Source organism: Cyanobacteria bacterium GSL.Bin1, from assembly GCA_009909085.1.
Classification (GTDB): domain Bacteria; phylum Cyanobacteriota; class Cyanobacteriia; order Cyanobacteriales; family Rubidibacteraceae; genus Halothece.
In genome coordinates, this window is sequence record JAAANX010000050.1 from 23,385 (window position 1) to 45,141 (window position 21,757).

21 protein-coding genes and 1 pseudogene are annotated in these 21,757 nt (G+C 45.0%); 10 read left to right on the plus strand and 12 right to left on the minus strand.

What is annotated here, in order from left to right; all coding sequences use genetic code 11:
- Positions 1-433: 433 nt before the first annotated feature.
- Positions 434-1,603, minus strand: coding sequence for a sulfate adenylyltransferase (gene sat / locus GVY04_05305; protein NBD15570.1), 1,170 nt, complete (start codon positions 1,601-1,603; stop codon positions 434-436).
- 178 nt (positions 1,604-1,781) lie between these two features.
- Between sat and GVY04_05310 the strand changes: the two genes are divergently transcribed.
- Positions 1,782-2,459: a hypothetical protein gene (locus GVY04_05310; GenBank protein ID NBD15571.1), complete on the plus strand. Its 678-nt coding sequence runs from the start codon at positions 1,782-1,784 to the stop codon at positions 2,457-2,459.
- A gap of 191 nt (positions 2,460-2,650) precedes the next feature.
- Positions 2,651-3,697, plus strand: a complete 1,047-nt coding sequence (locus GVY04_05315) for an isochorismatase (protein ID NBD15572.1) — start codon at positions 2,651-2,653, stop codon at positions 3,695-3,697.
- A 50-nt stretch (positions 3,698-3,747) separates the two neighbouring features.
- On the opposite strand, the pseudogene GVY04_05320 reads toward GVY04_05315, so the two are convergent.
- Together GVY04_05320 and GVY04_05325 are read right to left on the minus strand one after the other, a co-directional pair.
- Positions 3,748-3,939 (minus strand): annotated as a pseudogene (locus GVY04_05320) (hypothetical protein).
- A 7-nt stretch (positions 3,940-3,946) separates the two neighbouring features.
- Positions 3,947-5,374, minus strand: coding sequence for an isochorismate synthase (locus GVY04_05325; protein NBD15573.1), 1,428 nt, complete (start codon positions 5,372-5,374; stop codon positions 3,947-3,949).
- Positions 5,375-5,574: 200 nt separating this feature from the next.
- Here GVY04_05325 and GVY04_05330 point away from each other — a divergent pair, with 200 nt between their 5' ends.
- On the plus strand, positions 5,575-6,507 hold the full coding sequence (locus tag GVY04_05330) for a 2-carboxy-1,4-naphthoquinone phytyltransferase (protein NBD15574.1): 933 nt from the start codon (positions 5,575-5,577) through the stop codon (positions 6,505-6,507).
- 62 nt (positions 6,508-6,569) lie between these two features.
- On the opposite strand, the gene GVY04_05335 is transcribed toward GVY04_05330, so the two are convergent.
- Genes GVY04_05335 through GVY04_05345 form a run of 3 tightly spaced genes read right to left on the minus strand, consistent with a single transcriptional unit; the run spans position 6,570 to position 8,312 of the window.
- Positions 6,570-7,040: a molybdenum cofactor biosynthesis protein MoaE gene (locus GVY04_05335; protein ID NBD15575.1), complete on the minus strand. Its 471-nt coding sequence runs from the start codon at positions 7,038-7,040 to the stop codon at positions 6,570-6,572.
- Between the two features lie 2 nt (positions 7,041-7,042).
- Entirely contained in the window at positions 7,043-8,167 is a 1,125-nt protein-coding gene (locus GVY04_05340) for an ATP-binding cassette domain-containing protein (GenBank protein NBD15576.1), read from the minus strand.
- The gene (locus tag GVY04_05345) at positions 8,130-8,312 is read right to left on the minus strand and encodes a hypothetical protein (protein ID NBD15577.1); all 183 of its coding nucleotides are present in this window, start codon (positions 8,310-8,312) and stop codon (positions 8,130-8,132) included. Before GVY04_05345 ends, GVY04_05340 begins: the two co-directional genes overlap by 38 nt.
- Positions 8,313-8,375: 63 nt before the next feature.
- On the opposite strand from GVY04_05345, the gene fabG reads away from it, so the two are divergent.
- The 3 genes from fabG to GVY04_05360 all read left to right on the plus strand — a co-directional run bounded on the left by fabG (position 8,376) and on the right by GVY04_05360 (position 12,562).
- Entirely contained in the window at positions 8,376-9,074 is a 699-nt protein-coding gene (gene fabG / locus GVY04_05350; GenBank protein NBD15578.1) for a 3-oxoacyl-ACP reductase FabG, read from the plus strand.
- 209 nt (positions 9,075-9,283) lie between these two features.
- Complete coding sequence (gene recN / locus GVY04_05355; GenBank protein NBD15579.1) at positions 9,284-10,978, plus strand: DNA repair protein RecN; 1,695 nt, start codon at positions 9,284-9,286, stop codon at positions 10,976-10,978.
- Between the two features lie 123 nt (positions 10,979-11,101).
- Positions 11,102-12,562, plus strand: coding sequence for an amidophosphoribosyltransferase (locus tag GVY04_05360; GenBank protein ID NBD15580.1), 1,461 nt, complete (start codon positions 11,102-11,104; stop codon positions 12,560-12,562).
- A 28-nt stretch (positions 12,563-12,590) separates the two neighbouring features.
- Here the strand turns inward: GVY04_05360 and pstB are convergent, their stop codons facing one another.
- Together pstB and pstC are read right to left on the minus strand one after the other, a co-directional pair.
- The gene (gene pstB, locus GVY04_05365; protein ID NBD15581.1) at positions 12,591-13,400 is read right to left on the minus strand and encodes a phosphate ABC transporter ATP-binding protein; all 810 of its coding nucleotides are present in this window, start codon (positions 13,398-13,400) and stop codon (positions 12,591-12,593) included.
- A 32-nt stretch (positions 13,401-13,432) separates the two neighbouring features.
- Positions 13,433-15,355 (minus strand): phosphate ABC transporter permease subunit PstC, encoded by a 1,923-nt coding sequence (pstC, locus tag GVY04_05370; GenBank protein NBD15582.1) that lies wholly within the window; start codon positions 15,353-15,355, stop codon positions 13,433-13,435.
- A gap of 389 nt (positions 15,356-15,744) precedes the next feature.
- Between pstC and GVY04_05375 the strand changes: the two genes are divergently transcribed.
- Positions 15,745-16,140, plus strand: a complete 396-nt coding sequence (locus GVY04_05375; protein NBD15583.1) for a plastocyanin — start codon at positions 15,745-15,747, stop codon at positions 16,138-16,140.
- Between the two features lie 111 nt (positions 16,141-16,251).
- Positions 16,252-16,815, plus strand: a complete 564-nt coding sequence (locus GVY04_05380; protein ID NBD15584.1) for a plastocyanin — start codon at positions 16,252-16,254, stop codon at positions 16,813-16,815.
- Positions 16,816-16,905: 90 nt separating this feature from the next.
- On the opposite strand, the gene GVY04_05385 is transcribed toward GVY04_05380, so the two are convergent.
- On the minus strand, positions 16,906-17,826 hold the full coding sequence (locus GVY04_05385; GenBank protein ID NBD15585.1) for a histone deacetylase: 921 nt from the start codon (positions 17,824-17,826) through the stop codon (positions 16,906-16,908).
- A gap of 138 nt (positions 17,827-17,964) precedes the next feature.
- On the opposite strand from GVY04_05385, the gene GVY04_05390 reads away from it, so the two are divergent.
- Complete coding sequence (locus GVY04_05390; protein ID NBD15586.1) at positions 17,965-18,837, plus strand: undecaprenyl-diphosphate phosphatase; 873 nt, start codon at positions 17,965-17,967, stop codon at positions 18,835-18,837.
- A 70-nt stretch (positions 18,838-18,907) separates the two neighbouring features.
- On the opposite strand, the gene GVY04_05395 is transcribed toward GVY04_05390, so the two are convergent.
- Together GVY04_05395 and GVY04_05400 are read right to left on the minus strand one after the other, a co-directional pair.
- Entirely contained in the window at positions 18,908-19,525 is a 618-nt protein-coding gene (locus GVY04_05395; GenBank protein ID NBD15587.1) for a CBS domain-containing protein, read from the minus strand.
- A gap of 90 nt (positions 19,526-19,615) precedes the next feature.
- A complete protein-coding gene (locus GVY04_05400; GenBank protein ID NBD15588.1) occupies positions 19,616-20,233 on the minus strand; it encodes a hypothetical protein in 618 nt (205 codons plus the stop codon).
- 119 nt (positions 20,234-20,352) lie between these two features.
- Here GVY04_05400 and GVY04_05405 point away from each other — a divergent pair, with 119 nt between their 5' ends.
- Complete coding sequence (locus tag GVY04_05405; GenBank protein ID NBD15589.1) at positions 20,353-20,934, plus strand: hypothetical protein; 582 nt, start codon at positions 20,353-20,355, stop codon at positions 20,932-20,934.
- Between the two features lie 178 nt (positions 20,935-21,112).
- Here GVY04_05405 and tnpB read toward each other — a convergent pair.
- Positions 21,113-21,757: IS200/IS605 family element transposase accessory protein TnpB (gene tnpB, locus GVY04_05410; protein ID NBD15590.1), on the minus strand; the 645-nt coding region annotated here is incomplete at its 5' end.

Sequence of the window (21,757 nt, forward strand, 5' to 3'; positions counted from 1 at the left end):
GCTGCAATGCCTTAAAGTGGATGCAGTTATTCGCTGCAGCTGGATTCTGCAAGAGTTAGAACAAGAGCGCGATTGCTTACTACTATTCACATATAAATTATTGCATTTGTCACTTTTTTCATTAACTTGGGAAACACCAATTCGGTTGATGTAGCAGAGAACTTGTTCCCAACAAGGAAAGAATTACTTATATAGCGCTACGGATTCACGTTAGGACATAAGTTATGGTCTAAAAAACTGATACTATTACACGACCACCGAAGCCAAATGTCCTAACCTCGTTGCGTACTGCTATATCAAAAAAAATGCAAGCAGAAGCTCAGACAAACTCAAACAGAATTGTAGGAAGCCCAAACCGAAGCTTAGCAGGCACACGCTGAAAATAACAAACTGGCTGCCAAACTTCGTGAAATGGGGATTGCCCGAATACGCTTTAATTTTTCTGCATTGCTTTGGCTAATTCTTGAGCAACTTCTGGACGCGAGAACTCTTCTGGGGGTAATTGTCCTTCTCGTAACATTGCCCGAACTTTGGTTCCGGAGAGGTGAAGTCGTTCTTCGGGAGTGCTAGGGCTTGTTTTGGTGGTTGCCATTTGTTTGGTACGCTTGCAGTAGAAAGCATGTTCAAAGCGCATGGGAGTAATGCCTAACGCTTCGGGGTCAAATTCGTCGAAAATTTCTTGCGCATCATAGGTGCCATAGTAGTCGCCAACACCGGCATGATCGCGCCCGACAATAAAATGGGTGCAACCGTAGTTTTTCCGCACCAGGGCATGGAAAATCGCTTCTCTGGGTCCCGCGTAACGCATGGCGGCGGGGTAAATCGCAAGGGTCACCCGATCTTGCGGGTAATAGTGATTGATCATGATTTCATAACACCGCATCCGCACATCAGCAGGGATATCATCGCTTTTAGTGGCGCCAACAAGCGGATGTAAAAATAAGCCATCAACCACTTCCAGGGCGCATTTCTGAATGTATTCGTGGGCGCGGTGGATGGGGTTGCGGGTTTGGAAACCGACAATGGTGTTCCAGCCTTTCTCACGGAAAAGGGCACGGGATTGAATGGGATCAATCTGATAATTGGGAAAGAGAGGATGGGGATCCCGCTCTAATAACCAAATTGGTCCGGCGAGGTTAATGGCCCCCTTTTGATAAATTACCGCAACGCCGGGGTGTTTTTCTTCATCGGTGCGGTAGACGTTAATCGCTTCATGAGCTTTGTTATAGCGGTACTTTTGCGTAAGTTCTAAAACGCCAAGAAAGCGTCCGTTAGGATCGTCAAGACGAATCCAACTCCCTTCTTTGAGGGGTTCTGCTTCTTCTTCACTAACAGAGAGCGTTACCGGGATGGACCAAGGTAGACCATTTTCGAGGTGCATGTCCTCAACTACTCGCTCGTAGTCCGCTTGTTCCATAAACCCCCGTAAAGGGCTAAAGCCACCAATAGCGATCATTTCTAGATCAGAAACCGCTCGTTGATCCAATTGCACTCGCGCTAAGCTCTCGGCTTGGGCAAGAAATTCTTGTTTTTCGGCTTCATTAGCAATGCAGTTAATTAGTTGCCCCCCGTGAGGCGCGATCGCGTCGTGTTGATTACTCATAAATGTTTTGCAGGGAATCTAAATTTAACAAGTTGTTACAAACTCTTATCCTACCAAGGGACGGACTTTCTAAGTCACAATGTTAAACAAAGTCGTGATCGCGCAGGTGAAGAAAGTTCCCCAGGGCATGAGGAGTTATCTTAGAAGCAGTGAACTTATCATGGCATTAAAAGGAACAATGCTAGACTATTCTTTGCGACAAAATCTCCCCACTGCTGAAGATTTACCAGATAGCGACGATACCCCTGTGGATAATGAACTGCAACGTTTAATTCCTAATCTCCTTCAAAGTATCCTTGCCATGATTTGGTCAGATCGTTGGGATTGGTATTTTGGGGTGGATATGGGAATCTATTACGATCCGCAAAAAAGTGCAATTGTTCCTGATAGCTTTTTAAGTGTAGGTGTTCCTCGCATTTTAGATGAAAACTTACGTTTGAGTTATGTGCTGTGGGAAGAGAAAACGGTTCCCATTTTGGTGTTAGAAGTGGTTTCCCAAACTCGTCGCGGAGAATATACTGAAAAAAAAGAGCTTTATCAAAATTTAGGCATTCAGTATTATGCGATCTATAATCCGCAACGGAAAAGAAAACCGCGTTTAGAGGTGTATTCTTTAGAAAATCAGCAGTATGTGTTGTTAGGAAATGAATCTCCCATCTGGTTAGACAAAATCGGTTTAGGAATTGGAAAAGAAGTGGGAACGTATCAACAAATTACGCGGGAATGGCTCTATTGGTTTGATGAGAACGGAGAGCGATTTTTAACCCCTGAGGAACGATCGCGCCAAGCTGAAAGCAAAGCCGAACGCTACGCCAGAAGACTACGAGAACTTGGAATTGATCCTGATTCTCTTTAATTTAGTCATTGGTCATTGGTTATTGGTTATTGGTTAATACCCAGGATCGAAGGAGTAACATCCTGATCGCGTTCTTTTCCACCCTCTCTTCATACCATTATCTGGGTTGTTACAAACGCTTATCTGACCAAGGGACGGACTTTCTAAGTCACAATATTAGACAAAGCGCTTTTTGAGCAAGGGAAATCACCATGAATCATTTTTCTGAGCTGCCGATCCCTTCTTTTTTTAATCCAGAGAAGGTACGAGAGGTGTGGCAAGTCCCTTATCCGGATCGCGCAGCACAAGCAGAAGCCTGGGCACAAGAACAGCAAATTCCCCCGGCTGATCAGGATGAGACTCGCATTGGTTTATTGTTGATTGATGTGCAAAATACCTTCTGTTTACCCGGCTTTGAATTGTATGTGGGGGGAAAATCAGGAAAGGGCGCGATCGAGGATAACGTCCGTTTATGTGAGTTTATTTACCGCAATCTCCATTGCTTAACTCAAATTATCGCCACGATGGATACTCATGTGGCGATGCAAATTTTTCATCCCGTTTTCTGGGTGAATGACAAGGGAGAACATCCGACCCCAGCAACAACAATTATCTCTCATCAGGATATTGAACAGGGCGTTTGGCAGGTTAACCCAGCAGTTGTACCAAACTTTCCAGGTTGGGATGATGCCGCCTTACAAGCCTATGCCCTTCACTATGCCCGTCACTTGGATAGTACAGGAAAATATCCGCTGATGATCTGGCCCTACCACGGTAAGCTGGGAAGCATTGGTCATGCTTTGGTGTCTTCTGTAGAAGAGGCTCTATTTTTCTATACCGTAGCGCGCAAACGTCAAACCCAATACGAAATTAAAGGGAATAACCCGCTCACAGAAAATTATTCGGTGTTACGTCCGGAAGTAATGACCGATCACAATGGCAACCCCATCGCGCAGGAAAATCGCGCTTTAATTGAACAATTATTAAACTTTGACCATTTAATCATTGCTGGACAAGCCAAAAGCCATTGTGTCGCCTGGACTATTGATGATTTACTGACCGAAATCCAGCAGCGCGATCCTAACTTAGCCAAAAAAGTTTATCTGTTGGAAGATTGTACCTCGCCAGTAGTGGTTCCCGGTGGTGCTGACTTTAGTGAACAAGCAGATGCTGCTTTTCAGCGTTTTCAAGCCAACGGAATGCACTTGGTTCAATCCACCGAACCGATGAAAAATTATTTGTCTAGTGTTAAACAGTGATCAGTTACCAGCTCCTGAAGGGCATTATGCCCCGAACAGAAGAAAAGAAACTAACCTAATCCCTTGATAGGAGAGGAGTTGAGGTGTTTTTCCTCAATTGAAGTTTCTGGAGAGTTACCAGTTACCAATGACCAATGACCAATGACCAATGACCAATGACCAATGACCAATGACCAATGACTAATGACTAATGACTAATGACCAATGACTAATGACTAATGACTAATGACTAATGACTAATGACTAAAGTTATCGCAGTGCTTTTAACATCGCTTGCAATTTGAGTTGGACTTCCGCCAATTCCTTTTCCGGGTTTGAACCCGCAACAATCCCTGCGCCAGCGTATAAACGGGCACGGTTTTTGTTAATCATTGCTGAGCGAATTCCCACCATAAACTCAGCATTCCCATGAGTATCTAGCCAACCCAGGGGGGCTGCATAAAGACCCCGATCAAAACTTTCGTATTCTCGGATTTTTTCGAGCGCGATCGCGCTAGGAACACCGGCTACAGCTGGTGTTGGATGCAGTTGAGCAACGATATCTAAAGGGTTCAGATGACTAGGAACGTCTGCTTGAATCAGTGTCCACAGATGTTGAATATTATTCAGTTTTAAAAGTTGACGGCGCGATCGTTGCGGAGTGAGTCCAATTGCAGTTAATTGTTGACTAATATAATCACTCACTGCTTGATGTTCTCGTCTTTCTTTTTCGCTGTTGAGGAGAGTTTGCGCCAGTTTTTGATCGGCGATTCTGCTTTTGCCACGAGGGGCAGAACCCGCTAACGCATCACTGACTAACCGTTGCTTCCTCAGACTAAATAAACGTTCGGGGGTTGCGCCAATAAATGTTGTTCCTCGATCATTGCCAACCGAAAAAATGTAACAGGCTGGGTGTTTTTGTCGTAAATCATGCAATGATAGGAAGGGATCAAACCTACACTGAGAAATGACATCAAGGTGATGAGATAAAACAATTTTACTGAGGTGGTTGTCTCGAATTTCTTGCAAGGCATAATCAACGGCTTGCTTAAACTGATTTTTTTGTCTAATTTCAGTGTGTTGTAAGGGTTGATTGGTAACAGAAAATAAAGGAAAAGGAAAGCTTACTAAAGACTGAGAGTGTGCTTCAATTTCTTGAATTTTAGCTTGAATTTCTGCTTGAATCGTTGCCGGATTTGTCTGAGCAGATAAAGTGCAATTATAAGTGAGAAAGCAAGAATTTTGGCGGCGAGTAACTTGCCATTTCGGAATAAAAATTGTTGCGGCTGGAAAGGGAGAGGATAATGGCGAAAAAGGGAAAAATGTAAAACTGGTTAAAAATTTGACACCCACTTCAGCAACATTGGTTTCTCCCGTTTCAATAATTTTATCTTGATACTGATCGATAAAGGCTTGGGTTTTTTCTAAGCGATGAGGGGTGGTAATATTTTTTTCCTGACAGCTATCCCAGGCCGCGATCGCGCTGTTTTCTTGTTGATTTTCCCAATAAAAAGTTCGTTGGTGAGGGCAAGCAAATTGTTGTAAAGTTGCCAGCGGATCGATCGCAGAAAGCAATTGTGTGACGCTAACAATTAACGATTCGTTTCGAGCTTGGCATTGACGCTGACAATTTTGTAAGAAGGAAGACAGGCTTTGATCATCGGCTAAACCTCTAGCGTAGCAGGAAGTCACTGACATGAGGGCAATAATTGTAAATAATTTTATAATCTTGCTGGTCTTAGGGGAACAAAGATGATATTTCTAATGGAGATGTTGTATCCGATTTCAACCATTGCTCGCTATTAATTCATCTTAACAACGATTTTAGCGATCCTCGAAGCGAGATCGCTGAAGCGTTACACTTAATGGTAAACTCGCGATGAGCTTGTTATTTTCTTATGCGTTTAACTAGTTCCCAAAAGATAACTGTAAAAAAAATTAATACATCATTATGGATCGCGGCAATTAAACCTCCAATTTATAGTGTTGCCGTAGTCCCAATTACGATGGGAACTCTGGTTGCTTACCGGGAAACAAAACAACTGGACTGGTCGATCTTTTTCCTGTTTCTACTATCAGGAATTCTCATTATTGCTTGGTTAAATTTAAGCAACGACGTTTTTGATTCTGAAACCGGAATTGATGTTAATAAAACCACATCAGTTGTGAATATTACCGGGAATAAATCCCTAGTTTTTTGGGTGAGTAATATTTGTCTAGTGGGAGCCCTTTTCGGGTTGGGCGCGATCGCGTGGCTACAACAAGATTGGCTTGTAGTGGGAGGAGTACTTCTCGCTTGTTTCTTAGGCTACACTTACCAGGGACCGCCCTTTCGACTGGGTTATCAAGGTTTAGGAGAATTGATCTGCTTCATTTGTTTTGGACCACTTGCGATTAGTGCTGCCTACTATTCCCAAGCTCAAGCGTTTAGTCCCTTTGCTTTGGCCATATCGACCCTGATCGGTATTAATACCTCGATCATCCTTTTTTGTTCCCATTTCCATCAAGTAGAAGATGATTTGGCAGCGGGAAAGCGCTCTCCCATTGTGCGCTTAGGAACACAAACCGGTGCAAATGTTCTCTTTGCTCTAACGGCAAGCATCTTTCTTTTAACAGTTTTCTGGATCACTTGGGGGTATTTTCCCATTGCCAGTCTACTCATTTTTCTCGCCTTACCTTGGGCTTATCAGCTCGTGCGCCACGTGCAACAATATCATGATCAACCGCAAAAGGTCAGTAACTCCAAGTTTATTGCCGTGCAATTTTATCTCTGGAGTAGTCTGTTTCTTGGTGTTGGGATACTACTCGAAATCCAAACCCATTTGAGTTAACGATCTCAAAGCATTAGTCCTGTCATCGCGCTTGAGTCAAATCAGAACTGGCACAAATCCCCCTAACAGCGCGGGCAATCCACCCAGTTGGCTTCAATTGTTCCATCTGGGTTAATGCTGGCTTCTTTCTTCCAAATGGGGGCATTGTGCTTTAAAGTATCGATCGCGTACTGACAAGCGGCAAAGGCTTCACTGCGATGAGGACAGCCCACTGCAACCAGGACACTAATTTCCCCAATTTGAAGCCGTCCAATGCGATGATGAATGACTACCCGATTCACGGGCGACCATTGCTGACGAATGTGGGCTGCAATTTGTTGAAACAGCGCGATCGCCATGGGTTCATAGGCTTGATATTCCAGATACGCCACGGGTTTCCCGGCGGTTTGTTCCCGTACCGTGCCACTCATGACCACAATTGCGCCATTGGCGGGATCATCAGCGAGACGATACACTTCATCAAACGATAAGGGGGCCAAGGCAATGTGAAAGTGATCATGCGGATGACGAGTAATCGTTGGCGTAGAAAGCATGGTTAAAGTTTTTGGGTTAACTGCGGTTGCTGGTGTCCTACTTTGGCTTCCTCTGAAGCGTGACTGGGAAAGAGATGTAATAAGCCCTCATTACAGCTTACTCGCACTCGCGTTTGCGAGGCTAAGGGTTGTTTTTGATAGGTTCGCGCTTGTAATTGCAGTCCCGAAGGAAGTTGTAGGCGGTAGCGATGTTCCCGTCCTAAAAATTCGCGATCGCGCACCACAATTGCTGAGGCTTCATCAGGAATGAGTGTAATATCTTCTTGACGAATCATTAAATCCCCCTGATCCCCTTGTACCTGATCTGAAATTTGTGAGGGGTCTAAAATGAACGTTCCAACTTCCGTTTCCCAGCCGTTTCTACTGCGAGAAGCCGGGAGGAAATTCCCTTGAGTCACAAATTCTGCAACAAAACGCGAAGCCGGGTAAGTATAAACCGTTTCTGGGGTATCATGCTGTTCTAGATTACCCTGTTGCATCACTGCCACAGAATCGGAAATGGAAAGGGCTTCTTCTTGATCATGAGTGACAAATACGGCAGCAATGCCGGAAGCTTTGAGAATATCTCGTAACTCTGTTCGTAGGCGCAAGCGGACTTGTACATCCAAATTACTTAACGGTTCATCTAATAAGACTAAATTAGGACGAGGGGCTAAGGCGCGGGCTAGGGCAACTCGTTGTTGTTGACCGCCAGAGAGTTCATGAGGATAGCGCTGTTCCAAGCCTTCTAAACCCACTAGAGTTAAAGCGGCTTGCACTTGTTTTTTGAGGTTCGCCACACTCTGGTTGCGATGTTGTTTTAAACCAAAAGCAATATTTTTCGCCACATTCAGATGAGGAAATAGCGCATAATCTTGAAACACCATTCCCACATCCCGCCGTTCTGGGGGCACATTAGACGTGGCATCAGCAACTACTTTCCCAGCAATCGTAATCTTACCCTGTAACGGTTGCTCAAACCCCGCAATCAGCCGCAAAAGCGTCGTTTTTCCGCACCCAGACGGTCCTAATAAGCTCAGTAAATGCCCTTGGGGTAACGTGAAGCTAACTTGATTGACAGCTGGGATGCCTTGACGAGAATACTTTTTACTAACGCCTTCTAGGTGCAGAATGGGAGATTGTTTCATCAGTGAGTTTGCGCGATGGATCGCTTGCGACAGCAATTACAAATACTCCCCCCATCATAAAAGACTTTTTGCAGAATTTTTGCAGTTGAGCAACGCTCAAGGCTTGTGAACCCGTAGGGCGAAAGCCCGCGCCGTAGGTATGCATTCGGGTTCATTCCTTGAGGACGTTTGCTAAGTTGAGGGAAGAGCAAATAAGGAATGATTCAACATGGAAGGGAAACAAGTTCTTCTTACCGGTGGCACCGGCGGTTTAGGTTTAGGTGTTACGCCTACAGTCGTCAAACGAGGGGCAAAACTCACGATTCCGTATCGCAGTGAAGCTTCAGTCGAGCGTCTCAAGCAAATTTTATCACCCACTGAATTTGCCAGTATTCGCTTTGTCACATTGGATTTAACCAAAGAAAGCGCGATCGCGCAACTGATCGAAGATATGGGACGGGTTGACGTTTTAATTCATCTCGTTGGGGGCTTTTCTATGGGACAACTGGTTGATTACAGTTATGAGGACTGGAAAAAAGACTTCCAGCTCAACCTCGACACCACCTTCTTAGTTTGTAAACACAGCCTCCGTGCCATGATTAACGCGGGTTATGGACGCATTGTAACCGTTGGTTCAAAAGGGGCTGTACAACCCATGGGAGGACTCGCCTCTTACTGTGCATCTAAAGCCGGTGTTGTTGCCCTGACCCAAGCCCTTGCTGAAGAGGTGAAAAATTACGATAATATTACCGCCAATTGTGTGCTTCCCAGCATTATTGATACCCCCACCAACCGCGAAGCGATGGGAAGCGACCAAGCCGATCAATGGGTTAAACCAGAATCACTGGCAGAAGCAATTTGTTATCTGGCTTCAGAAGCGGCAAGAGAAGTTCGTGGCGCCACTCTCCCAGTTTATGGAAAACTTTAGGTGGCGAAAAGGGGGATTTGAGGCTTTAACCTGAAAGGGTAAGGGATCAGGACAAGTTTAACCCTCCTTGAACCCTTACCCTGGATTTCTCTTGAGAAGGGTGATCGCGTCACTCCATAGACAAGTCCCTTAGGATAGCCAGTGCAAGTTAAAATTTGTTGGACCCTCTACTATAGGGGATAAAAAGCAACCCCATTGCCAGAACGCCCATGTTAATTTCCCTCAGAATTGAGAATTTTGCTTTAGTCGATCAACTGGAACTTGATTTAGGTACAGGCTTGAATGTCCTCACGGGAGAAACAGGGGCGGGAAAATCGATTATCCTCGACGCCATTGATGCTGCTTTAGGGGGTAAGGTGAACAGCCGTTTTATGCGCACGGGGAGTGAAAGGGCATTAGTGGAAGCCACATTTTCCCTGACGCCTGCAATTAAAAGGTGGTTGGAAGAACAGGAAATTGATTTACTCGATGATGAAACCTTGGTGTGTAGTCGCGAAATGTCACTGAAGCGGAGTGGGTTAAGATCGCGATCGCGAGTCAATGGGGTTCTCATTAACCGGCAACTGATTAATGAACTGCGGACGTATTTAGTGGAAATTACAGCGCAAGGACAAACCGTGGCGTTGATGATCCCCGCCCGTCAACGGGAACTCCTTGATACCTATGGGGGACAAGCTTTACTCATCCAACGGAAAGAAGTGGCGAAGGCGTATGAAACCTATAGCCAGTGCAAGGAAACCCTAGAAACCCGACGCCAAACGGAACAAGAACGTCTGCAACGGTTAGATTGGATTCAGCATCAATTAGAAGAACTGCATTCGGCGCAATTAGACCAAGAATCGGAATTAGAAGAGTTAGAACAAGAGCGCGATCGCTTACTGCATGCGGTAGAGTTACAGCAACTGAGTTATCAAGTCTATCAAACTCTTTATCAACGGGATGATGACGCCCCGGCGGGAACAGATATTCTCGGCGATGCGGAAAATCTTCTCACCGAAATGGTGCAATATGATTCCCAGCTTGCCCCCTTATTAGAGATGGTCCAAAATGCGATGACGCAAATTGTGGAAGCAGGACAACAAATTTACGCCTATGGAGAAGGCTTAGAGTCGGATCCAGACCGGTTGGCGGAAGTAGAAGACCGGATTCGGACCTTGAAACAGATTTGTCGCAAATATGGTCCTGACTTAAAAGACGCGATCGCGCACCAAGCGGATCTCGAAGCAGAACTCAATCGCCTCAATGATTCAGAACAATCTTTAGAAACCCTAGAAGAAAATACTAATATTGCTTACACCACCCTTATCGAAGCTTGTGGTATTCTTAGTGAACAACGAAAAGAGGCTGCCACTCGCCTCGAAGAACAACTGGTTGCTGAACTCAAACCCTTAGCAATGGAAAAGGTGCAATTTTACTGTACGCTAACTGAAATTGCTCCGAGTGCCCAAGGCACAGAACAAGTCAATTATTACTTTAGTCCTAACCCTGGAGAAACCCCAAAACCGCTTTCCGAAACTGCCTCTGGCGGAGAAATGAGCCGGTTTCTCTTAGCTTTGAAAGCTTGCTTTTCCCAAGCTGAACAGAAATTACAAACCCTTGTCTTTGATGAAATTGATACTGGGGTTTCCGGGCGAGTAGCCAACGCGATCGGGCAGAAACTCCGTCAACTGGCCCAACAACAGCAAGTCCTTTGTGTTACCCACCAACCTCTGGTTGCCGCCTTAGCTGACTTTCATTTTCGGGTGGAGAAACAATTTTCTTCCTCTCGCACCACTGTTTGCGTGATGCGCTTAGCCGATCCCAATACCCGGCGGGATGAACTCGCCCAACTCGCTGGGGGAGACAATGATGAGAACGCGATCGCGTTTGCCGATTCTTTACTCAAACAAGCCCAAGTCCAATGACTAATGACCAATGACCAATGACCAATGACTAATGACTAATGACTAAGTGACTCTTAACGAAGTCTTGTTTTTTGTGTTAAGGGATTGTTAAGATAAATGGGGTAATTCTCTCCTCGTTGCCCTATGTCACATGCCACTATCTCTGCCGTTAATGAATCTCCAGATAAGCCGGAAGAGGCTTGTGCCGTATTTGGTGTTTATGCCCCTGGTGAAGATGTCGCTAAATTAAGCTACTTTGGACTGTATGCCTTGCAACATCGCGGTCAAGAATCGGCAGGAATCGCAACCTTTAATGCCGATGGTGTCCGTCTCCATAAAGATATGGGGTTAGTGGCTCGTGTTTTTGATGAAGAAAGCCTCCTCCAATTACCAGGTCAGTTTGCAGTCGGTCATACCCGCTACTCAACAACCGGTTCTAGCTTGATTGCCAATGCCCAACCAGTGGTTATTCCGAGTCGGTTAGGGTCAATTGCCCTCGCCCATAATGGTAATCTGGTGAATGCGCCAGACCTAAAGAAAAGTTTGGAAAAAGATAATTACGAATTACTTTCCACCACCGATTCGGAAATGATTGCTGTCGCGATCGCGCAGGAAATAGAATCGGGAAAAGACTGGCTAGAAGGAGCAATTAGCGCCTTTAATCGCTGTCAGGGTGCTTATAGCTTAGTCATTGGCACACCGGCTGGATTAATGGGGGTGCGCGACCCCCATGGCATTCGTCCTTTGGTGATTGGAACGTTTGGTAAACAGTCTCAGCATTACGTTCTGGCTTCGGAAACAGCAGGATTAGATATTATCGGTGCAGAATATTTACGGGATGTGGAACCCGGAGAACTGGTTTGGATTACGGAAGAGGGATTAGCTTCCTACCACTGGTCAGAAAAACCGGAACCGAAACTGTGTGTCTTCGAGATGATTTACTTCTCTCGTCCCGACAGCATGGTTAATCAAGAAACTCTCTACAGTTATCGCTTGCGACTGGGACAACAACTCGCACGAGAATCTTATGTCGAAGCAGATTCGGTGATTCCTGTTCCTGATTCTGGCGTTCCTGCCGCGATCGGATTTTCTCATGAATCCGGAATTACGTTTGAAGAAGGGTTAATTAAGAATCGTTATGTGGGACGCACCTTTATTCAACCCACCCAAAGTATGCGGGAATCGGGAATTCGGATGAAGCTCAATCCCCTCAAGGATGTTATCAATGGTAAACGGATTATCTTAGTGGATGATTCCATTGTTCGCGGTACCACCAGCCGTAAAATTGTGCAGGCGCTGCGAGATGCAGGGGCAATTGAAGTGCATATGAGAATTTCCTCTCCACCGGTCACTCATCCTTGTTTCTATGGAATTGATACAGACAATCAAGATCAATTGATTGCTGCAACGAAGTCAGTGGATGAAATTGCCAAGCAAATTGGCGTTGATTCCCTGGCTTATTTAAGTTGGGAAGGAATGCTCAAAGCCACTGGAGAAAATCCAGATCACTTCTGTTCGGCTTGTTTTACCGGAGATTATCCCATCGCAATTCCCGATCAAGTTAAACAGAGCAAATTATTACTAGAACAAAATGTTTCGAGTTAATTATTTGTTCTTTGGTCACTGATCATTGCTAGAGGGTGGGGCGCATTCGTCTGCCGGTAATATAGTCTTGCGTTGCTGTCTGACTGGGACGTTGGAAAATAATTTCGGTGCGGTCATATTCCACCAAATGCCCAGATTTTTCCGCTTCTCCTTCGAGATCAAAAAAGGCAACGCGATCGCAGACGAGTGAAGCTTGTTTAAGGTTATGAGTAACAACAATCAAGGTATACTCTTTTTGTAGTTCCCGGATTAACTCTTCCACTCGGCCCGTGGCAATCGGATCAAGGGCAGAACAAGGTTCATCCATCAAGATGACTTCTGGTTGCAGCGCGATCGCGCGAGCAATGCAGAGGCATTGTTGTTGTCCACCGGAAAGAGTCAGAGCATTTTTCTGCAAGCGATCTTTCACTTCGTCCCATAATCCAACTTGGCGCAGGGAATACTCCACTAACTCGTCTTGATCGCCCCGATAGCCATTGACTCTCAACCCCACTGCAATATTGTTATAGATTGACTTGGGAAAGGGATTAGGACGCTGGAACACCATTCCCACTTGCTGCCGCAACGCCGCCGGATTGACATCTTCATCATAGATATTCTTACCATTCAGCGTAATTAAACCCGTTACTTTTGCACCTTTTACCAGATCGTTTAAACGATTAAAGCTGCGTAAAAGCGTACTTTTCCCACAGCCAGAAGGACCAATTAAACCGACAACATGATGTCGAGGCACCGCTAAATTGATTTGATTTAATACACACTGCTCTTGGTAATAAACCGAAACGTTACTTGCATTTAAAATAATATCCTGTTGTTTGTGCCCTAATGCAAATTGCATAATTTTTACTCATTTAATTATTAGTTAATTTTCTAAAATAATTTAATTTCTCGACGATAAAATTCCCTTAAAAAGACGGCAGCCACATTTAATAATAGGACCAAAATAATTAAAACGATTGTTGCTGCTGCAGCATTATTTTGTACTTCTGTATCTACTTCTTGTAACCAATAAAAAATTTGTACCGGTAGGGCTGTATATTGACTTTGTAGATCTGGGATAAAACGAACCCAAGCTACAGCCCCAACAGCAATTAAAGCTGCAGTTTCTCCCACTGCGCGAGAGAGGGCAAGTAAAATTCCCGTTAATAAACCGGGTAAGGCTGCGGGAACAACCAAATTAAGAAGCATTTGTCCTTTTGTCATCCCCACGGCAACCCCCCCTTCGCGAATACTCTCTGGGATATCCCGCAATGCAGAACGACTGGCAATAATCACCGTGGGTAACACAATTACTGTTAACGTTAACCCTGCTGCAAGAATCGTTCCGCCGCCCGTCAAAGGTTTCAAGTAGCGAACAAACAACTCTAATCCTAACAAGCCATAAATAATTGACGGAACCGCCGCTAAATTCGCAATATTAATTTCAATCAAACGACTCAACCAATGATCCGAGTAATATTCTTCTAAATAAATCGCAGCTCCCACCCCAATCGGAATCACAAAAATTGCAGTTAAGACCAAGAGCCAAATTGTGCCCATTAACGGAGCTAAAATGCCCGATTCATTTGCCTTACGAGAGGAAAAACTGGTGAGAAATTGCCAGTCAATTTGGGGTAAACCCCGTCGTGCGAGGTCAAAAAAGAGGATGAGGAGCATAAGAATGCCCATAAACGCAGCAATCAAAGCTAAAATCCGAAATGCCTCGTCTCGCCATAAGCGATCGGGCTGATCTGCCATTTTGTCCTGTGGATTTTTCGTTCGCTCCCCCAGAGTTTTGGTAAAGGCAATTTCTTCGGCTGCACTTCTTGCTGGTGTTTTACTTTCTAAAGATTCTGCTTTTGGCGTTAAGATGCCAGTAATGTCTTTCTGAGTGCGACGAATTAACCAATTCCCAAAACTATTCAGAACCAGGGTAATAATAAATAAAACAGTTCCTACTGTAAAAATCGTTTTGAAAGCAGTTGAACCAAAGGTCACCGTTCCCAAGCTGATTTGAATAATGAACGCTGTCATGGTTTCTACGGGAACCAAGGGATTAAGGGTTAAATTCGGATGTTGACCGGCAGCAATGGCAACAATCATGGTTTCCCCTAGCGCCTGAGAGATGGCAAGGGTAATCGAGGCAATAATCCCAGGAAAAGCAGCTGGAATTAAAATTTTGAGCGCCATCTCACTTTTCGTAAAACCAAGTGCATAAGCGCCATCTCGAAGCGTTGTCGGAACATTTCTCAACGCTTCTTCACTCAGAGAAGAAATAGTTGGCGTAATTAAAATGCCGACAATAATGCCAGCACTAAGAGAATTAAATGCAGATAGTTCTGGAAAAAAGTTTCTGAGAAAAGGGGTGAAAAAGATGAGAGCAAAATAACCAAAGACAACCGTTGGAATGCCACTCAAGGCTTCCAGGGCTGGTTTGAGAAAGCGTCTTAGATCGGGGGTGGCATATTCTGCTAAATAAACTGCTGCCAAGACACCAATGGGAATCGCAGTTACAGCAGCAATGACACTTACCATTAACGTGGCGCTCGCTAAAACCAAAATCCCATATTGGGGGTTGGCAGCAAACAGGGGTGTCCACTGGGTATCAGTAAGGAACCGCCAAAGAGAAACATCTTGGAAAAACAGAACTGTCTCCAATAAGAGAAGAATCGTAAGCGAGAGGGTGATTAAAATCGGAATCGAACCCAGCAAGGCGAGTCCTCTTTCCGCCCATTTTTCAAGGGCAAATCTCTTTGCTAAATTCCGTTGCCATGAATTGGCATTTGCTTCGATTTCCGCTTGCTTGCTACTCATTCTCAATTATGGGGTGATGAGGTCAGCTTAATGAATCCGGCAGCGTTCATTCAAAAATGTCCTATTCGACAAGATTGCGAGCAATAGGCAACTAACAGCTGATTGGCTAAAGCCGTATTGTTCTGTCACAATACTTTCTCAATTTAGATGTGGGATATAGCTGACCAACGGTTACCGGAGCTAAGCGTGAGGACAAGTGCCTTCTTTTTCAGAAAGGGTAATCTCTCACTGAACTTTTGGTAGTCCTTTTTATTTTAGCGATTTCCGATCAATACTTAAGTAGCGTCTTCAGAGGGCATTTTTTTCCGTAATCCTTCAGGTTTGACACAATGTCGTAGTAAAATTAACAATGTTGATTTGAAGTCACGTTAGTTAAAGTTATTAAGATAATGAAAAAACTTGGTTTAATTCTTTCTACTCTGTTATTCGCGATCGCGACATTTGTCTTTACCGCTAGCCCCGTGCTTGCAGAAACCTATGAAGTGAAAATGGGATCTGATACCGGACAGTTAAAATATGTGCCCGAAACGCTGACCATTAAGCCCGGAGATACGGTTGAGTTTGTCATGAATAAACTCGCTCCTCATAACGTTGTTTTTGATGCCAGTGGCGTTCCTAGTGGCGCTAAATCTTTAGCCAGTTCCCTCAGTGCCAGCAAACTGCTCTTCTCTCCTGGACAGAGCTACAGTGTTACTTTCCCGAAAGATGCCCCCAAAGGGGAATACACCTACTATTGTCAGCCTCACCGCGGTGCGGGGATGAACGGAAAAATCATCGTTGAATAAAGAATTGTTAAGCTAGAATGTGAAATTGAGTATCAGTTAAAACTAGCAGATTAAGTTTAACGATCACTTTTCCAAGTTTAAGCGTCCTCAGCATATAGGGAAATTCAAACAATGAAACCAATTCAAACTGTCCTCACTTTTCTATTAGCAGTGACCCTCCTCTTAGGCGGGTGTTCTGGTTCCAGTGAAGCGAAAAGCCCAGACGCTCAAACTGCTCCCACTGAAGAAACGGTGCAAACCGAGGAAACGGAAGCACCGACAGAAGAAGCAACCACTGAATCTGAAGATATGGCTGCTTCACAAACGGAAACAACGGAAGTTGCTGCTAAAACCGAGGAAAACGCCAGCACTAGCGGTGGGGAAACTTACCAGGTGAAAATGGGGTCTGATACTGGACAATTGCAATATGTCCCGGAAAAACTGACCATTCATCCTGGAGACAGTGTCGAGTTTGTGATGAATAAACTGGCTCCCCATAATGTTGTCTTTGACAGCAGTGGGATTCCGGATGGATCAAAGGCGCTTGCGAGTTCGCTTAGCAAGAACAAACTCCTATCGGGTACAGGTGAAACTCACGTCGTTATGTTCCCGGAAGATGCGCCGAAAGGAGAGTACGATTACTACTGTCAGCCTCACCGTGGCGCAGGTATGAATGGAAAAATCATTGTTGAATAATCGTTTCAGCAAACGGCACTAATCTTTTAATTCATCTCAATCAACCCCCTGTTTGGTCTAATTTTTTAGTCAGCAGGGGGTTAATTGTTCCTATCCCTTGAACGACTGCTGAAAAACAGTTGTTGCCGCACGATGTAATAAGCTGTGTCTTTGAGCAAGACCCTTTAAATCGTCACTATAGCCCCCGCCAATGACACAGGCGGTGGGATAGTCTTGCGCCCAACACGTACTTAAAACCAGACGATCACGCCGATATAAGCCGCGGTCGCTCAAGGCGAGTTTGCCTAAGCGATCATCCACATGAGGATCCACTCCCGCATCATAAAACACCAAGTCCGGATTGACCCGTTGCAAGACCTCTGGTAACTGCTTAGCCAAAATTTGCAAATAACCCTCATCATCTAAACCCCGCGGCAAAACAATATCTAAATCGCTTGCTTGTTTCCGACTGGGAAAATTATCGCCACAGTGCATAGAAAAGGTAAAGACTCGCGGGTCATTTTGAAAAACAAAAGCGGTACCATCCCCTTGATGGACATCGAGATCCACAATTAAAACGTTTTTCACTAAACCCAAACCCAACATGACTGCTGGTGCTACGGCTAGGTCGTTAAAAATGCAAAAGCCAGCCCCATAGTTGGGAAAAGCATGATGGGTGCCACCGGCGGTGTTACAAGCTAAGCCCTGTTCTAAAGCTAGTTTTGCCGTTAAAATCGTGCCTCCAATCGCTAAACACGTCCGTCGCACCAGTTCTGGACTCCACGGCAGTCCGATGCGGCGTTGGGCTTTGGCATCGAGAGTGCCATCACAATAGGCGGCAACATAGTCTGGCGTGTGGATTAATTCTAACCACTCCTGCGGTGGAAGCTCGGGCTGATAGACTTGTTGCGGTTGGATAATGTCATCGGCTAATAAAATTTCCTGTAAGAGGCTAAATTTTGCCATCGGGAAACGATGTCCCGGGGGTAAGGGTGTGACATAATCAGGATGATAAATAATCGGTAATGGCATTAACAGTAACCAACGATTAGTAACCAGCGGTTAACGAAGCAGTTCCTAAATTCTAGTATCAAAATGCGAAAACCATCTCCATCTCCCAAGTTCTTTTGCCGATTCTTTCCAGTTGGTCTTGGATTTCTCCTCTGTTTGATTTTTCCCTCGGCTTCTGCACAAACCGCTACCGTAACTGAAGAAACGACGATGAATGCCTTTCAAGCTGTGGTTTTGGGGATTGTCCAAGGCATTACCGAATTTTTACCGATTAGTAGTAGTGCTCATTTGAAAGTCGTCCCTGTGGCCTTAGGTTGGGGCGATCCAGGAATTACCTTTTCTGCAGTGATTCACTTGGGGAGTATTGCGGCAATTATTTGGTATTTCCGTCAAGATTTAACGCAACTGCTGCGAGGGAGTGCCAAAGGAATCCGGGAACAAGATTATTACAATTCGGATTTGCGCTTGACCGCTGCTATTTTACTGGGAACCCTGCCAATTCTGGTTTGTGGGATATTTTGGAAACTGTTGGTCAACGATGAGTCTCCTATCCGGAGTATGATGACCATTGCTATCACTTCCATTGGCATTGGCTTACTCCTTGGCCTTGGAGACTGGGTCGGAAAGCGCGATCGCGCCGAAAAAGACCTCAAACCCCAAGATGCCATTCTGATGGGGATCGCGCAAGCCTTAGCTTTGATTCCAGGCACCTCGCGATCGGGGATTACCATTACCGCTGGTTTGTTTATGGGCTTAGACCGTCCTACAGCCGCTCGTTTTGCCTTGTTAATGGGCATTCCAACCATTCTTCTGGCAGGGAGCGTGGAATTAGTCGATGTCTTAGAACAAGGCTGGAATGATGCGGAAACTTTACCGATCTTAATCGGTACTGTCACCACATTTATTTTCTCTTATCTCTCAGTGGTGGGGTTAATTCGTTATCTACAACAACAAAACACTTGGGTTTTTGTGGGCTATCGTCTGATCTTTGGCTGCTTGATTTTGTGGGGAGTGATGGCAAACCGTTTTTAAAACACTCAGCCGATGAAATCCCCCTTCAACATTTCGTCAAAAACATCGAAGGGGACTCAATCAGGTTACCTTACACTTCATACATTCTGGCTTCGGCTGCCTCAGGATTTTCTTCAAGATATTCTTGAAAAGCAGTTTGTGGGGGTTTTTCCGCTTTTTGGTGAGCGGCTTCGGCTTGTAATTCTTCCACAATATCCCAAGCGACCGCACAGTCTTTTGAGGTTGGACCTTTTTCGGCGCATACTTGCCGGGCATTAGCAATGGCCTCTTGAATCTCTTTTTCTAAAAACTTCTCTTTCGGGTTTTCCACGAAGTCGCCTTTATGGAGAATATCAGAGGTAGAAACCAAGCCTAATAATTCTCCGCGAATGACAGGGGCATGATGAATTTTTGTTTGCGCAAATAAACGGGCAACATATTCCACACCCAGTTCAGGATTAATAACAACACAAGGTTTGGTCATTACTTCAAACACTTTCACCTGTTGCGGATCTTTGCCATAAGCCGTTACTTTATTCACAATATCTGTTTCGGTAATAATGCCATAGGCATCCTCATCGCGACGGCGGTCAACAATTAAACAACGAATTTGCTTCTCGCGCATGACTTGAACAGCTTCGGCAATCGGGGCTGAACCTTTAATTTTGACCACATCTTGGGTCATAATATCTTGTGCTTTCATCATCATTATTATCGATACTCCTGATGAAATATCCATTTACATTATTTAATCAAACTTTATCATTGTGCGTCCTCTACCAGCACTTTTTTTACCAAGCTAGCTATTTTGGGCCAGACGCCAGTAATAACGATTCCATTGATAAATCCCTGGAAGTTCCCATTCTGCACCATTATCGAAGCGAATCGTACAGTTTTGGTAGCGATGACCGTTGTATTCTCCTTCAGACAGACTGACTACAGTGCAAGGATACCAGTCTTGTTTTTCGGGATCATCATCTTGTACCCATTCCCAAATTAAGTTAGAGACTTCGACGCGATCGCCGACTTTTAATTGGACGTCCTCAGCGCGATCGCTTTGTTCTAAATATTGAGCCACATGATAGGGTTTTACCCGATTGAGCCACTGAGGACCATAATCCTCTCGTAAAAATTGGACATTTCCTGAATCGCGTCCTTGTAACCAATCATTAAGAATGCGTGCTTTCCAAGGCTGTTCTCCCTGTTCCACAATAAATTCTAAAAGAGCATCCCGTTGTTCTAGAGTGAGTTCATCAAGGGGATTAGCATCATCCGGCAGTTCAGTTGTTGAGGAAGCCAGCATCTCAATAAGAACTTCTTGGAGGATTTCTGCTTGTTGATGAGAAAGAGGGGTTTGCGCTTGTTCACAGCGGCGCATCATTGTCTCTAATACGGACTGAATTTGTTGATAGTCCATTCGCCTCAGAAAACACGACTTCGTTTTTTATTTTATTGGTAATGCTGAGAACAATCGGCGCTTTACGATCTATAACTGATATCAATGGAATCTGTAGGAAATAATACAGTTTTAATAAAATGGAATTCAAACTTGCCCAATGGTTAGCGGGAGAATTTAGCAATGAAAGCCAAGCCTTGTCGCAGCCCGCTTGGTTTGTGAATCTCAAATTATGGCATCGTCCTCTCCCATTTGCCATTGCTGGAAATTATGCCCTATTTGCCGAACAAGCCCCTGCTTTGAAGCTAGAACAAGCCTATCGCCAACGAGTTTTAGTCATTCAACCCGCAACAGCCACTGAACCGATAACGGTGCAATATTACGCCTTCAAAGATCATTTAAAGTGGCGCGGTGCCGGGATCACCCCTGAGAAGCTAAATGCCCTGACATTGACAGATCTAGAAAAGCTGCCGGGTTGTGTTCTACAAGTAACAGCCACAGCCAATCAGTTTTCGGCGCAACCTGTTCCCAATTCAGTATGTCAATTTTATGTGCAAGGAAACTTATGTCAAATTCAGTTAGGGTTTAGTGTGACTGCCCAGGAATTTTTCAGCTATGACAAAGGAATTGATCCAGAAACGCAAAAGCCAATTTGGGGAGCGTTAATGGCACCGTATCAGTTTCAGAAAATACAAACGTTTTCGATTCCTGCTCTGAGATAATTAACAATGGGGGCAAACTGACAGAATAAAAAGTTAGCAATGCCAACATTTGCACCGGATTCTGGTGGCAATTCGACTAACTCCCCGTTGAAAAGCTCATCAAGCTGTTTTGTATTGTCAGTGTAAGCGAGATAGTCATGAAGCTCTCCCCACCTGGCAAAGCCGAGGTGGAGGTGTCCTATGCTAATCTCAGACTATCCTGAGTCAGGAATGAGCCGGAATCCAATTCCGGCTCACCAGCCTGAGCGTTGGTCCAGAGATCACACAGACAAGCCCAGCTTCTAGGCGACCGTCCAGAACTTTTGCTGGAACGGTCCTCACGGTCATTTCTGCGCGTGAGCTTAATAATGCCTCTGGCGGCGATATTGTTGGAACCGTTCAGGTCTGCGTTATACCGCTTGTTAGAGGAAAATTTTGCGAGTGCGTAATTCTGGGAATCACGCTTAACGATACCAGAACCGTCGTAAGCCAGCTTCGAGGTATAGGCGGCAACGATATCAATGACCTTGCCGCCAGCTTCACGCCACTTCATTTCGGTGTAGTCGCGGATTTTAGCCTTCAGCCAGCCATGAAAGCGTTGACGCAGGCTTGAGCGTTTCCGCCCCCCTGTCGCCTTCCAGCCTTTTAGGTTTTCAAAGACAATCGCCTCTGAGTTAAACTCGCTGGCAATCTGGACAATTCGCTTAGAAACAACGTGGCTGATCTGGGTGTTGATGTTCTGGCACTTGCGATAGGTATTGGCACAAAAACCTTTGTGCAACCTTCCACCTTTGCCCATCGTTTGAGATGCCCGCCTAGAAACGGACTTGAGACGTTTGTCTCG